The organism is Virgibacillus oceani (assembly GCF_041521345.1).
Classification (GTDB): domain Bacteria; phylum Bacillota; class Bacilli; order Bacillales; family Amphibacillaceae; genus Virgibacillus_N; species Virgibacillus_N oceani_A.
The window spans coordinates 24,983-37,597 of record NZ_JBGOHB010000015.1 but is presented as its reverse complement, the minus strand read 5'-3'; the positions used below and the strand labels follow the sequence as shown (position 1 = coordinate 37,597).

Sequence of the window (12,615 nt, the reverse complement as noted above, 5' to 3'; positions counted from 1 at the left end):
CAGCTGCTTCATATAATTACCAGGACGTATCCGGCCGAAGCTCCATATACACATCAACTTCTCCCTGTCGCAATCCCTGGATGACTGCCGAAGTGGAACAGGAAATTTCATCTGTTTGATATCCATATCCATTCTCAAGAATCTTCTGGGCAATCCCATTATGAAGCCTAAGACTATCCCAATCTCCGCCGCCAATTAGAATCGCTTCATCTGTGCTTGACTCTGTGCATGCTGCGAGTAGTACAGTAAAAAGCAGTACTAATAATAGAAGGTGTTTTTTCATATCCCTGCCCCCTTTATTATTTTTAATAATAATAACAAGAATCTGACATCTGAACTACCATTTTATGTATTTTGTTTGCAGAGAAGAAGTTTTATTTTTCTGGTGAGTTAATCACTGGGACAAGGTGAAATTGTTTTTTTTATATAAAGAAAGCCTCTCCCTCAATGAATGATTTGGAAGGAGACTTCTCGCTTTTTATGTTAAAATAAGCCCATAGATTCCAAAGGGAGGAAAATGCTTTGCTAAAATCTGATAAATTACAAAAAGATGCAATGCGTGTTCTAAAGGAAACGAGCAGGACGTTTTACATACCGATTAAACTGTTAAAACCTACCCTGAGAATGGCTGTTGGGTCTGCATATTTATGTATGCGCGCAATTGATGAAATTGAAGACCATGAAGAACTTGATAAAGAAGTAAAGCAGGAATTGCTCCGTGCTGTAAGGGAGCTTTTACTGGAGAATAAATTTAACAGAAGCGCGTTTGAACAACTTATTAAGCCGTATGAGTCTCTTTTGCCAGAGGTAACGGTTAGGCTCGGTGATTGGGTTTCCGTCTGTCCGGAAAGTATTGCAGAAAAAGTGAAAGCATCGACCAGTATTATGTCCGGCGGTATGGCGGATTGGGTAGAAAGAGACTTTATCGTGCATACAAAAGAGGATTTGGATGATTATACTTATTATGTAGCAGGTCTTGTTGGTGTTATGCTTTCTGATATTTGGGAATGGTATGATGGGACACAAACAGACCGGAGCTTGGCTATTGGCTACGGGAGGGGACTGCAGGCGGTAAATATGCTCAGGAACCAGGATGAAGACGCGGAGCGAGGTGTGCTGTTTCTTCCTGATGGCTGGACAAGAAATGATATGTTTACCTATGCAAAAAGTAAGTTGGATCAGGCAGATGAATATATAGCGGATATTCAGACGAAAAATATTCTGTTGTTTTGTGAAATTCCATTAGAATTGGCAAAGAAAACGCTTAAAGCTATGGAAAGCGGGAAAGAAAAGATGTCACGTGACGAAGTAAAATCAACGGTTGATGAAATCATGAATGATTAGGAGGCTAATCCGGGAGCTGTTATTATAAATACATATGAAGGAGGAGTTGGAATGCGCGGTGAAGTGAAAAGGGAATTGGGTTTATTAAGGGAAAAAATAAATGAAACAAAATTGGAGTTTGCAAAGGAAATGGCTGCTAATTTTACGCAGACTGAAACAATCGTAAATTCCATCTCCGAATTTGTCGAATTACTTTTGGATCAGCTTAGCGAAACAGTGGATGAAAAAGAAGTGATGGAAAGAGCCGTTGTTTATGGAAAAGATATTGGTGAGGTAGCAATGGAGAGCGGAAGCAATTTGGATGAATCGATACATAGAATTTCCAGTATCCGAAGAGCCTTGTGGGGCACAATAAAAAAGATCATGCTTGAGGCACAGATGAAATTGGAAACCTCTCTGGAAGCAGCAGATAAATTTGATCCATTATTTGATAAATTAATATACGCGTTCAGTATTGCATACTGTAAATCTTATAAAGATAATTTGGAGCGGGCTGAAGACGAATTTCTAACGCTATCGGCACCTATTGTAACTATAATGGAGAACATCGCCATTCTGCCGATCATCGGGGGAGTGGATGAAAAACGTGCTGGGCTTTTGATGGATAAAGCATTAAAAGAAGCTACTGATAGAGACTTGGACAAGCTGTTTATTGATTTATCAGGTGTAACGTTGATTGATACAATGGTGGCTTATTACCTTTACAAAATTGTCCAGTCTCTGGATTTAGTTGGCGTGACTACTATATTGGTAGGAATCCGTCCTGAAGTAACACAAACTATGGTCAGTCTTGGGGTGGAATTTTCAGAAATAAAAACCTATGGTTCACTAAACCAGGCATTATTAAAGCAAAACCTTTTTAATCAATAAGGTGAAAAAACTGTTTCATTAAAATTCGATTAATTGACGGCTCAGGATAATTTACCTATAATGAAAAATTGTATTATAAAAACGGGCAAGCCGATGGGGTATTCGTTAATGATTATTTGTTATGAACAGGCAATAGTCAGATTCCATCCAACGGTCTTTAATGCGGTGGAGTATTTTGACAGGTAAGTAAGCATAAAAGTTTCTTACCTGCATTAGTGCAACTAAAGATTCTGCCATTAAGGCTTGGCGATAAGCTAAGTTTTCTAGTTTTAGACACTTGCTCCTAAAAAATTAGGAGGAGAAGCGTGCGTAAAAAAGGCAAAAGACTTGATTGGCCTGTATTTATTATAAGTGGCGGTTTTTTAATTCTTTTTATTGTTTTATCGTTTATTAACAATGAAATGGTCGGCAGTGCCATCACAACCCTATTTAACTACTCAGCAGATTGGTTCGGGGCTTATTGGCAATTATTACTGCTTGGAAACTTTTTCGTTGGCATTGGTTTGGCAATATCCAAGTATGGAAAAGTAAGATTAGGAAAACAGGATAAACCGAAATACAGTTATTTTCGCTGGGTAGCCATGATTTTAGTTACCCTGCTTGCAAGTGGCGGTGTGTTTTGGGCAGCGTCTGAACCAATGTACCATTATATGGAGACCCCGCCTTTACTCGGTGGCGGTGAGTTTAATGATATAAATGGTGCTATGGCACATTCATTTATGCACTGGGGCTTTTTGGCGTGGGCCATTCTTGGCACATTGGCATCTATTGTCATGATGTATGTGCATTATCACAAAGGACTTCCGCTTCGCCCGAGAGGATTGTTATATCCGATATTCGGGGAAAAAATTTACCATAAGAGTATTATTGGATCGTCAGCAGATATTTTTTCCATTATAGCAACAGTTGCCGGAACATTAGGACCATTAGGTTTTCTTGGGCTGCAAATATCCTATGGGCTTAATCATTTATTCGATGTTCCCAATACATTGACTTTATCTATTACAGTTGTCATCGTACTTGCTGCAATAGCTGCTATTTCAGCAGCCACTGGAGTGGATAGAGGTATTTTAACGTTGAGCCGTTATAATGTCAGTTTTACTATTTTCCTGGCACTCGTCATTTTGATTATAGGGCCGACATTATTTATTATTGATGCCTTTGTTGGCGGTACAGGATCACATCTGCAAAACTTTTTCTCCATGTCATTGTTCCGTGGAGATAACGGCTGGTTAGGTGCTTGGACGATTTTCTTCTGGGGCTGGTTTATTGGCTATGCACCGATGCTTATCGTCTTTATCAGCAGAATCTCCCGTGGGAGAACAATTAGAGAGCTTATTATTGCTGTATCCATTACAGCTCCATTGGTTAATAATTTTTGGTTCTCCGTAATCGGTGGAACAGGGGTATTCTTTGAAATGGAATCACCTGGCTCTATATCTGGAGCATTAGCCGAAAACGGTATGCCTGCAGCCGTAATGGCTATAACCGACCAGCTCCCACTAGGTATCTGGATGGGACTTGGCTTTTTAATCGTATCAGTTATTTTCGTTGCAACCACAGTGGATACGATGTCATATACGGTTGCTGCAACATTAACAGGAAATGATAGCCCAAGGAGATGGCTGCGTGTATTCTGGGCCATTATATTTGGACTTACAACAATAATGATCCTTTCAATTGGAGAGGACAGTATTGCCTCCATTCAGAATTCGATTGTTATTACTGCAGTACCTGTGTCACTGTTGCTCCTTCCGCCATTATGGAATGCGCCAAGAGTAGCTAGAAAAATGGCGTTGGAACAAGGACTTATTTGGCAGCGGGAAATGAGAAAGAAAGTAAATAAATAAACATGGATAAAAAGAGTGCCTTCTCATAATGAGAGGCACTCTTTTTGAAAAGCACGGTTTTTATTTACTTATTAAACAATGCTTTCACGCCGAGATAAAGGGTTGCCAAAGCAAAAACAATCATAGCAATTCCGCCAATGATGGAGAAGAAATTAGCTATTTCAGCTGAAACAATAGCTGATGTTGGCTGGTTAGCAAGCCCAAATCCAACTAACATACAAGCCAAATAAAGTAAGGATAACTGATGCATCATTAATCCTCCCTTCCGTATAGCTTATTAAATAGAAAGGGAGGACGATTGTAAGGTTGTTTTTTTACTCGAAAGGATGCTTAAAGGATTTTTTATGGAAACAAGTTTAATAGCATTGGAATGATTGAATCCTGTTCAGATCCAGACCGTAATAGACCCATCTGTTTCCCTGCCATCTATACCCTGCAATCGAATTTCGACCGACAAAGGTCGGATAAAACCAAAAAGCATCCCGTGTTGCCCAAATGTATGTGAAACGATACATACATCCACGGATCCCGCCTGGATCAACTGCAAATGTTTGTACTTGCGGTTGCTGGGGTTCAAAAGGGGGCGGGGGGGTATTAGGCGGTCCTCCGGTCTGTTGCTGCGGGGGAGCACCCGGCGGCTGTCCGCCCTGCCATGGGAATTGGCTGTCATAATATCCTGGAAATGTTCCGCTCTGCTAAGGAAATTGATTTCCCCCGGAACCAAAGATTTGGCCCATTAAATATCCCGGCAAATTAAATTGCCTCTCATCATAAAATGGTGGATGATGGTAGTGATTCATATTTTATCCTCCTGTATTTGTTATTCCTTTTATTATATGGGTGTTTGTGCTGGAAAGGGATTGATTTGGAAAGAATGGGCTCCGGTTCTTAATTGAATTAAAAGTACAAAAATGTAAAAAGGGACGAAAGTGATGGCTTTCGTCCCTTTAAAGCTGATCAACTGCTTCTTTTATATTATTTGCTTTGGCAATAGAGGATATAACCGCTACGCCATCTGCGCCAGCTTCGATTACAGAACCCGCGTTGTCCGTATTGATTCCTCCAATGCCTACTATAGGGAGTTTGGGGAATTGGTTTCTTAACTCCACGATCCAATCCAAACCAACAGCGGATTTGTCATGTGCTTTTGACGAGGTGCCAAATATATCACCCGCTCCGACATAATCGACAAACGCTAATGGGCTCTCAGCAAGTTCATTCCTCGATACGGATAATCCAATGATTTTATCGGGAAAAACCTCCCGTAATTCACGGACAGATAGGTCCTCCTGTCCTACATGGATACCGTCAGCATCAAGTTCGTTTACCAGATCTACATCGTCATTGACGATAAAAGGTATTTGGTGTTGTCGGCAGATGGCACGTAATTGTTTTCCGAGTGCTGTTTTGTCCTGGCCAGATAGAGCGCCAACCCCTTTTTCACGGAATTGAAAGGCGGTTATCCCAGCGTTTGCTGCAACCTTCAATATATCTGCAGGATCCCGGTCACAATTTTGACTACCCATAATAAAGTATTTTCGCAGTGCTGGTCGAATATTAAATGTCATAGGATCACCCCTTTATAAATTCAGCTAAAATATGCTGTCTTTCTTTCTATGCGATCAGTCCAATGGTTGGTAGGTCCGTTTCCGCTGCCCAGGTCAAAAGAATGCTTAATTGCTGCTGTGACAAACTGTTTCGCTTTTTGAACGGCCTTCTCCAGCGAGATGCCTTGACTCATATAAGCTGTAATGGCCGCCGAATATGTGCAGCCGGTTCCGTGAGTGTTTTTTGTGTTAATGCGTTTTTCAGAAAAGGTTGATATTTTTTTGCCATCATATAAAAAATCCGTTGCTTCTCCGTCCAGATGACCGCCTTTTACCAACGCCGCATTTGCTCCGAATTTATCTACAAGCTCAACAGCAGCCTGTTTCATATCATCCAGGGAATCAACTTTATTCCCTGTAAGGAATTCTGCTTCAGGAATGTTTGGGGTTACGAGTGCTGTTAATGGAAGTAAATGGTCACGTAAATAATTTCGCGCATTTTCAACTATCAGTGCATCACCGCTGGTTGCGACCATAACAGGATCCATGACATATGGTGCCTCAATCTCTGAGATCTTTTCTTTCACTGCTTTCATCATATCGATATTTGCAATCATTCCTGTTTTAAAAGCATGGACTGGCATATCGGAAAAGACAGAATCCAACTGCTGCTTAATCATGGGAATGGGAAGGTGGTGTACATTCTGAACACCGGTTGTGTTTTGTGCGACAACCGATGTAATGACTGACATTCCGTAGCTTTGCAGCTCCTGAAATGTTTTTAAATCTGCCTGAATTCCGGCTCCTCCGGTCGGATCTGTTCCGGCTATCGTAAGTGCGCAATGGACTTGCTTCATTTTCATTCCTCCTGTTGTATGTTTTTTGCTCGGCTGATTTAAATGCGTACTAAATTGGCCTGTTTTACTCTTGAAATGACAAACCAGCCGATTAAAGCTCCAGTTATGCTGCTTACTAGGAATGACGGCATAAAGGCAAAAGCACCAGCAGCACTACCCATTAAAACTTGTGCCATTGGAACCGCAAACAATGCACCAATCACACCACTGCCAATGGCTTCCCCACCAGACGCAAAACCTATCTTGTTTGACTTTTTGTACAGATAGCCCGCTACAAAGGCTCCGACCATTCCGCCTGGGAATGCCAGTAATGTTCCGAGACCGAGCATATTTCTGAGCAGCCCAATCATGAAGGCAATGCCAACTGCTGGCCAAGGACCCAAGGTTACTGCAGCCATCACGTTTACAGCATGTTGAACGGGATAAGCCCTGGCAACACCTGCAGGAAACCAGATTAGCTGTGCTCCTAATGTGCCGATAGCTACAAATACTGCCATTATGGTTAATAACCGCGTTTGATTCACAATTTTCCTCCTTTTAAAAGAGGGGCCACTAAAAAAGCCAGATCCAATAAAAGGACCTGGCTTTGATAAGCTGAAATAGAATGGACTTAACGTCCGACTACTTCCCTCCGCTGGTATTACCCAGTTCAGGTCCATAAGAGTCAGAAAGTTTGTTAGCACTTTCCTCTCAGCCCCATTTGGGCACCCCTAGTAGTTGTGTTTTGTATTTTACTGTTTGCTTTTATAAAGCATAACAGAATTATTTGTATTTGTCATGCGGTGAAATAGTAGATTCAGATAAAACTATAAAATACCTCTCTATATTTATACTGGATGTCTGTTTATTTTATGATAATAGATGAAAATGTCTGACTAAAATTCGCTATGAATAATAATAATTATCGTTATCTATAATTATTATAAAATGAAAAACACTCATCCCTTACAGGATAAGCGTTTTAAATGATGGAGCATAGCGGGCTCGAACCGCTGACCTCTTGTCTGCCAGACAAGCGCTCTCCCAGCTGAGCTAATGCCCCGTTACCAGTAAAGATTATATAATGAAACCAGACTTTTTTCAAGCCCTTTCCATTATGCCTAAAAATTTAGTGTATAATTTGGTGTTGAGAATTTGATGCAAAATTTTCACCATTTACAGATAATTAACTTTGCGTTATATTATAATGAATAAAGTTCTTCGCAAAAAGGGAGTTAAGTATTAGAATTGGAAAAAGACAAGCATCTATCGAGAATAGCAAATAGGGAAGCGCTGATCGGAGTAGGCCTGGCAATCTTTAACTTCATTTGGTGGTATGCATTTGCTTACAGTTTAGGGGGTAAGGACCCTGAACAATATTCTTATGTATTCGGCTTGCCTGCCTGGTTTTTTTACAGCTGTGTACTTGGCTTTGTCGTAATGGCCGTATTGGTTGTTTTTGTTGTAAAGAAATATTTTGTTGAAATATCGTTTGATGAGGAGAAGAAAAACGAATGAACTGGCAAGCGATTATACCTTTAGTTATCATCTTGATTATTATTTTTGGAGTTGGTATCTGGACGAGCAGATATGTAAGAGGGTCGTCCTCTTTTTTACAGGATTATTTCCTGGGTGGGCGAAGCATGGACGGCTTCATGCTGGCCATGACAATGACCGTTACATATGGAAGTGCAAGCAGTTTCATCGGATGGCCGGGAACAGCTTCTACGGAAGGGTGGCCTATAAAGATTCCCGTTCCATGCACCGAGCCATTACCATCGGGACGATTGTTGTCGGTTTATCATGCTGAATATGCATTTGATCGGTGTGTTTGCAAGACCGATTTTGCCCGGTATAGAAGTCGGGGATCAGGTCATTCCGCTGATTGCACTTGAAGTTATGTCAGCATGGGTGGCAGGGGTAGTGTTGGCTGCCCCGATGGCGGCTATCATTTCGACAGTAGATTCGTTGTTATTATTAGTTAGTTCTACTATTGTAAAAGATGTTTAATTGAATTATGTGAGGCCGGATGCGCCGGATGATAGGGTGAAGTGGATCGGTATCGGGATAACAGCTGCTTTAGGAGTTATCGTATTTATCATGGCATTAAATCCGCCTGATTTAATTATCTGGTTGAATCTATTTGCCTTTGGCGGTTTGGAAGCAGCATTTATTTGGCTTATTATTCTCGGACTCTATTGGAGCAAAGGGAATAAATACGGCGCACTCGCTTCGATGATTGTGGGTGTCGGATTTTATATCTTATCTGATTCTTTCTTCCCGCAGCCATTGGGTTTACACTCTGTTGTACTGCCAGTTGTATTTTCCTTTTTTGCTTATGTTTTTGTGAGCTTGGGGACCCAAAAGAAGACTGCAGAAATGTAAACAACTGGTTTAATCAACCTACATTAAAAAAACCGGTGAAAAACAATTAGTTTTTCATCGGTTTTTCCTATTAGGGTCCAAACTAATCCCTATAGGTATATACTTTGGGACATCTGAGTTCATTTATATGACAGGACGTTGAGCTCTAATATATGATAGACGCATTTTCTTGTTAGTCATGTCTCAGAGAGAGTGTCTCAAGTACACGCTGAGCCGGAAACCAAGATAGTCATGTATTAGAGGAGTTTTTTCAAGTACACGGTCATCCCATAATATGCTTGGTCATGTATCAGAGGAGCTTTCTCAAGTACACAGTAGCTCCAATATCAGCTCGACCTTGCTTCAGATACTTGCTCTTGGCAATTCTTACCGGCTACCATTTACTATATAGCCTTTTTATGGGAATCAAAATGAAAAGGACTGCCTTCATACCTTGTTTCTTTGACTTATCGACAGTCCCTTAGTTTACCTATTAAAGATTTACATGTTTCCCGGCAAACTCTACAAAATAATCCAATGCTGTCTCATTACTCAATGACCCTTTATTTACTACCTGCTCGACAGGTCTCCCCATTAAAATTTTCTTAACTGGAATCTCCAATTTTTTACCGTTCAATGTTTTTGGCAGTTCATCCACTTCAAATACGCCTGTTGGCACATGTCTTGGTGAGCATTGGCTCCGTATTTGTTTTTTGATTGCGTGTGTAATGTCATCAGTTAAATTGTATCCTTCTTTCATTTGCACAAATAGAGGTGTTTCCGAGTCATCTCCTTTAGGAATATCAACAATTAAACTATCAGCTACTTCTTTCACCTGATCCACCGCACGATAGATTTCACTTGTACCAATGCGGATTCCACCACGGTTAATTGTTGCGTCGGAGCGGCCGTAAATAACACATGTATGTCTGTCGGTAATTTTCAAATAGTCGCCATGACACCATATCCCCGGGAATACATTAAAGTAGCTTTCATGCAGACGGCTACCATCGAGGTCATTCCAAAAATAAATCGGCATCGATGGGAATGGTTCTGTCAGCACCAGTTCGCCAACTTCCTCCATTTGTGGTTCAGCTTCATCACTGAAACTTTCAATTTTTGCGCCCAAGCCACGGCATTGCAGTTCTCCAGCATAAACAGGCAAAATCGGAGCTCCAAGCACAAAGGCCGTACATACATCCGTACCTCCGCTTGCTGAGGCAATCCATAAATCTTTTTTCACATTGTCATAACACCACTGAAACCCTTCCGGCGGCAGGGGAGAACCAGTGGAACTGATGCTTTTCAGTGCACTTAAGTCAAATTCATCTCCCGGTTTCAAGTTTTCATCTTTCATGCATGCTGTAATATAACTCGCGCTTGTGCCAAATACCGTCATTTTGGTTTTTTCTGCGAATTTCCATAGCATTTTTTTATCCGGATACGCCGGATTTCCGTCATATAAAATTACAGTACTGCCGGTTAATAGTGCTCCAACAAGGAAGTTCCACATCATCCAGCCTGTTGTCGTAAACCAGAAAAAACGGTCGTTTTCCCCTAAATCCGAATGGAATGTCAATGCTTTTAAATGCTCGAGCAAAATACCGCCTTGACTTTGGGCAATTGGCTTTGGTTTTCCTGTGGTACCTGAAGAGAAAAGTACCCATAGCGGATCGTTAAACGGAACATGTTCGTAAGTAAGCGTTTTAGATTCTTTATTTTTGACGGCATCTTTCCAAACGATTGAATTTTTAAGTCCTGTAAAGTCAGCATCTTTATTAAGGTATGGCACAGCGATAGTCGCTTCCAATGTTGGCAGTTCATCCTGAATTTCTTTCACTGTATTTAAGCGGTCAAAACCTTTGCCGCCGTAGCGGTATCCGTCAACCGTGATCATTACCTTAGGTTCAATCTGTTTAAAACGGTCAATGACACTTTGTGTTCCAAAATCAGGAGAGGCACTGGACCAGATTGCTCCAAGACTTGCACTGGCGAGAAATGCCACAATAGTTTCATATATATTGGATACATAGGCAACAATGCGATCTCCTTTTTGCACACCAAGATCCTTTAGCGTCTTTTGCATAGCTGCAGTTTCTTTATACAGTTCATCCCAGGTGATCTCTGAAGTATTGCGTATTTCTGATGCATGAATGATCGCAGCTTTATTAGTTTTTCTATTTTTAAAAATATGTTCGGTATAATTAATTTCTGCGCCTTCAAACCATTTGGCGCCGGGCATTTCATGGGTAGATAATACGGATGTATAAGGATTTGATGATTGAATATCAAAATACTCCCATTGGGATTCCCAAAAAGCTTCTAAATCATTCACGGACCATTTCCAAAGGGAATGATAATCATCAAAATGTAAGTTTTTATGTGTTTTTAGCCAGTTCATGTACGCATTAATATTTGTTTGTTGTTTGCGTTCTTCACTGGGTTCCCACAATAATGTTCCTTCTTTTATTTGACTCATTTCGACCCTCCTGAATTATAATACAATTACTATCATTATATGAAATCGCTTACCCTATGTAAAGGATAGAAAAAACCCCGCTTAATAACGGGGGACGCATGAATCTATTATTGATAACCGCATACTGGTTTGAAATATGTTTTTTATATTCAGGGATACGCAGCGACGTCTTTCTTTTCATTTGAGGCAAGTCTTATTAATTTTCTCCCCATTAGGTATATTACCAGACTGGTACCCCACAAAATCGAGGAAGATCCAAAGCCAACAACAGACATGTATGCATTTACCCGTTGTTCCATTAATGTGACATTGTAGGGAACAATGATCCATGTAATAACAGGGAGTAAACATAAAAGTGTACCTGTATAATAATAAATCCTAACCTGGAAAAGATAGGCCAATGGAAAAAAATGAATACCGACAATTAACGCAATTACGAGAGGTATCAGTTCAGTTTGACCTGCAGCGTTGCACACAACAATAGCAATGACGATGGCGAAACCTTCTGCTAGGAAAATAGTGTTAAACCATCCACCTATATTCTTTCCGCGCTTTCCAGCGGCATATGGTACCTGATTTGGTAATTCACGAGAAGCGAATATTAGTAAACAACCACTTGCAAACAGCGCAATTCCAATGGCTAGAGAGGCAATTAACACCCATGGACTTCCCCAGCCTTGTAATCCTATTATTCCTGCGTATGCCCACATTGTCCCGAAAAACGCCATAAACAGTACACCAACTGCAGTTCCGCGTATATCAGCTCTGGATATTGAATTTAACGATTGAGCCATATAGGAAAATATCCTTTCATTTTGCGCATTATCGACTTCCTATCATTTTCAGCAATCAACTTTCCTTTGTATACCGAATGGAAATCGTATGCTTTATTTTTCACGTGATCATTTGATTACTCTTTTTTATTTTGCAGGTGATCATTTAATGTAGTTTCAATCTTTTTAAAGTAAAGATACCAGCCAGACAAGTTTAGCATATACATCAGAATGAAAAGCAATGTGGACCCTAATATGGCTGGTATACTCAACGGTACCCAGCCGACAGTGCCGCCAATAATGAGAAAGACACTATAGGACAGAAAAAAATGAATGACGGATTTTTTTAAGATATTGCTGCCATCATCTCCAAAGATGAGGGAAGATATGCCAAAATATATGCCTAATAACATACTGGCTCCCATATGCATCCATATTTCCGAAACAGTAGACTCCACTTCATAAATTCTCATAATGGTAAGGGCAATAAATGTGAAAATACCTCCAAAAGCCATGCCCAGCATACTTCTTCTTAAAATTTCAAGTATCATT

General features: G+C 40.5%; 12 protein-coding genes, 1 tRNA gene, 2 pseudogenes and 1 riboswitch. Of the genes and pseudogenes, 6 read left to right on the top strand and 9 right to left on the bottom strand.

Translation table 11 applies throughout. The features are described 5' to 3' along the window. Positions 1-16 precede the first annotated feature (16 nt). Entirely contained in the window at positions 17-283 is a 267-nt protein-coding gene (locus ACDX78_RS12330) for a glycine betaine ABC transporter substrate-binding protein (RefSeq protein ID WP_486028282.1), read from the bottom strand. 239 nt (positions 284-522) lie between these two features. Between ACDX78_RS12330 and ACDX78_RS12325 the strand changes: the two genes are divergently transcribed. From ACDX78_RS12325 to ACDX78_RS12315, 3 genes are all read left to right on the top strand, one after another. Beyond that, positions 523-1,344: a squalene/phytoene synthase family protein gene (locus tag ACDX78_RS12325; RefSeq protein WP_486028280.1), complete on the top strand. Its 822-nt coding sequence runs from the start codon at positions 523-525 to the stop codon at positions 1,342-1,344. Positions 1,345-1,395: 51 nt separating this feature from the next. Continuing rightward, complete coding sequence (locus tag ACDX78_RS12320) at positions 1,396-2,214, top strand: STAS domain-containing protein (protein ID WP_486028278.1); 819 nt, start codon at positions 1,396-1,398, stop codon at positions 2,212-2,214. A gap of 305 nt (positions 2,215-2,519) precedes the next feature. Further along, positions 2,520-4,064 (top strand): BCCT family transporter, encoded by a 1,545-nt coding sequence (locus tag ACDX78_RS12315; protein ID WP_486028276.1) that lies wholly within the window; start codon positions 2,520-2,522, stop codon positions 4,062-4,064. A 64-nt stretch (positions 4,065-4,128) separates the two neighbouring features. On the opposite strand, the gene ACDX78_RS12310 is transcribed toward ACDX78_RS12315, so the two are convergent. From ACDX78_RS12310 to ACDX78_RS12290, 5 genes are all read right to left on the bottom strand, one after another. Then, positions 4,129-4,314, bottom strand: coding sequence for a hypothetical protein (locus ACDX78_RS12310; RefSeq protein WP_486028274.1), 186 nt, complete (start codon positions 4,312-4,314; stop codon positions 4,129-4,131). Positions 4,315-5,011: 697 nt separating this feature from the next. Next, a complete protein-coding gene (thiE, locus tag ACDX78_RS12305; protein ID WP_486028272.1) occupies positions 5,012-5,632 on the bottom strand; it encodes a thiamine phosphate synthase in 621 nt (206 codons plus the stop codon). A 20-nt stretch (positions 5,633-5,652) separates the two neighbouring features. Next, positions 5,653-6,468, bottom strand: coding sequence for a bifunctional hydroxymethylpyrimidine kinase/phosphomethylpyrimidine kinase (gene thiD / locus ACDX78_RS12300; protein WP_486028270.1), 816 nt, complete (start codon positions 6,466-6,468; stop codon positions 5,653-5,655). A 38-nt stretch (positions 6,469-6,506) separates the two neighbouring features. Next, the gene (thiW, locus tag ACDX78_RS12295) at positions 6,507-6,992 is read right to left on the bottom strand and encodes an energy coupling factor transporter S component ThiW (protein WP_486028268.1); all 486 of its coding nucleotides are present in this window, start codon (positions 6,990-6,992) and stop codon (positions 6,507-6,509) included. An 85-nt stretch (positions 6,993-7,077) separates the two neighbouring features. Continuing rightward, positions 7,078-7,190: riboswitch (TPP riboswitch) on the bottom strand. A gap of 247 nt (positions 7,191-7,437) precedes the next feature. Continuing rightward, positions 7,438-7,510 (bottom strand) — tRNA-Ala (locus ACDX78_RS12290). Positions 7,511-7,695: 185 nt separating this feature from the next. Between ACDX78_RS12290 and ACDX78_RS12285 the strand changes: the two genes are divergently transcribed. From ACDX78_RS12285 to ACDX78_RS12275, 3 genes and pseudogenes are all read left to right on the top strand, one after another. Further along, positions 7,696-7,965, top strand: coding sequence for a YhdT family protein (locus ACDX78_RS12285; RefSeq protein ID WP_486028266.1), 270 nt, complete (start codon positions 7,696-7,698; stop codon positions 7,963-7,965). Beyond that, positions 7,962-8,132: pseudogene (panF, locus tag ACDX78_RS12280) on the top strand (sodium/pantothenate symporter); the annotation flags it as partial. The gene ACDX78_RS12285 and the pseudogene panF, both read left to right, overlap by 4 nt. A gap of 50 nt (positions 8,133-8,182) precedes the next feature. Beyond that, a pseudogene (locus ACDX78_RS12275) lies at positions 8,183-8,832 on the top strand (sodium:solute symporter family transporter); the annotation flags it as partial. A gap of 472 nt (positions 8,833-9,304) precedes the next feature. Here the strand turns inward: ACDX78_RS12275 and ACDX78_RS12270 are convergent. The 3 genes from ACDX78_RS12270 to ACDX78_RS12260 form a co-directional block, all read right to left on the bottom strand. Next, on the bottom strand, positions 9,305-11,290 hold the full coding sequence (locus ACDX78_RS12270; protein ID WP_486028264.1) for an acetoacetate--CoA ligase: 1,986 nt from the start codon (positions 11,288-11,290) through the stop codon (positions 9,305-9,307). A 149-nt stretch (positions 11,291-11,439) separates the two neighbouring features. After that, complete coding sequence (locus ACDX78_RS12265) at positions 11,440-12,084, bottom strand: hypothetical protein (RefSeq protein ID WP_486028262.1); 645 nt, start codon at positions 12,082-12,084, stop codon at positions 11,440-11,442. Positions 12,085-12,200: 116 nt separating this feature from the next. Then, positions 12,201-12,614: a DUF3021 domain-containing protein gene (locus ACDX78_RS12260; RefSeq protein ID WP_486028260.1), complete on the bottom strand. Its 414-nt coding sequence runs from the start codon at positions 12,612-12,614 to the stop codon at positions 12,201-12,203. Position 12,615: the final 1 nt, after the last annotated feature.

Bases quoted from the DNA above. Each gene is read 5' to 3' on its own strand.
- ACDX78_RS12260 (WP_486028260.1), bottom strand. From the start codon at position 12,614: ATGATACTTGAAATTTTAAGAAGAAGTATGCTGGGCATGGCTTTTGGA.
- thiD (WP_486028270.1), bottom strand. From the start codon at position 6,468: ATGAAGCAAGTCCATTGCGCACTTACGATAGCCGGAACAGATCCGACC.
- ACDX78_RS12270 (WP_486028264.1), bottom strand. From the start codon at position 11,290: ATGAGTCAAATAAAAGAAGGAACATTATTGTGGGAACCCAGTGAAGAA.
- ACDX78_RS12320 (WP_486028278.1), top strand. From the start codon at position 1,396: ATGCGCGGTGAAGTGAAAAGGGAATTGGGTTTATTAAGGGAAAAAATA.
- ACDX78_RS12330 (WP_486028282.1), bottom strand. From the start codon at position 283: ATGAAAAAACACCTTCTATTATTAGTACTGCTTTTTACTGTACTACTC.
- thiE (WP_486028272.1), bottom strand. From the start codon at position 5,632: ATGACATTTAATATTCGACCAGCACTGCGAAAATACTTTATTATGGGT.
- ACDX78_RS12310 (WP_486028274.1), bottom strand. From the start codon at position 4,314: ATGCATCAGTTATCCTTACTTTATTTGGCTTGTATGTTAGTTGGATTT.
- ACDX78_RS12265 (WP_486028262.1), bottom strand. From the start codon at position 12,084: ATGGCTCAATCGTTAAATTCAATATCCAGAGCTGATATACGCGGAACT.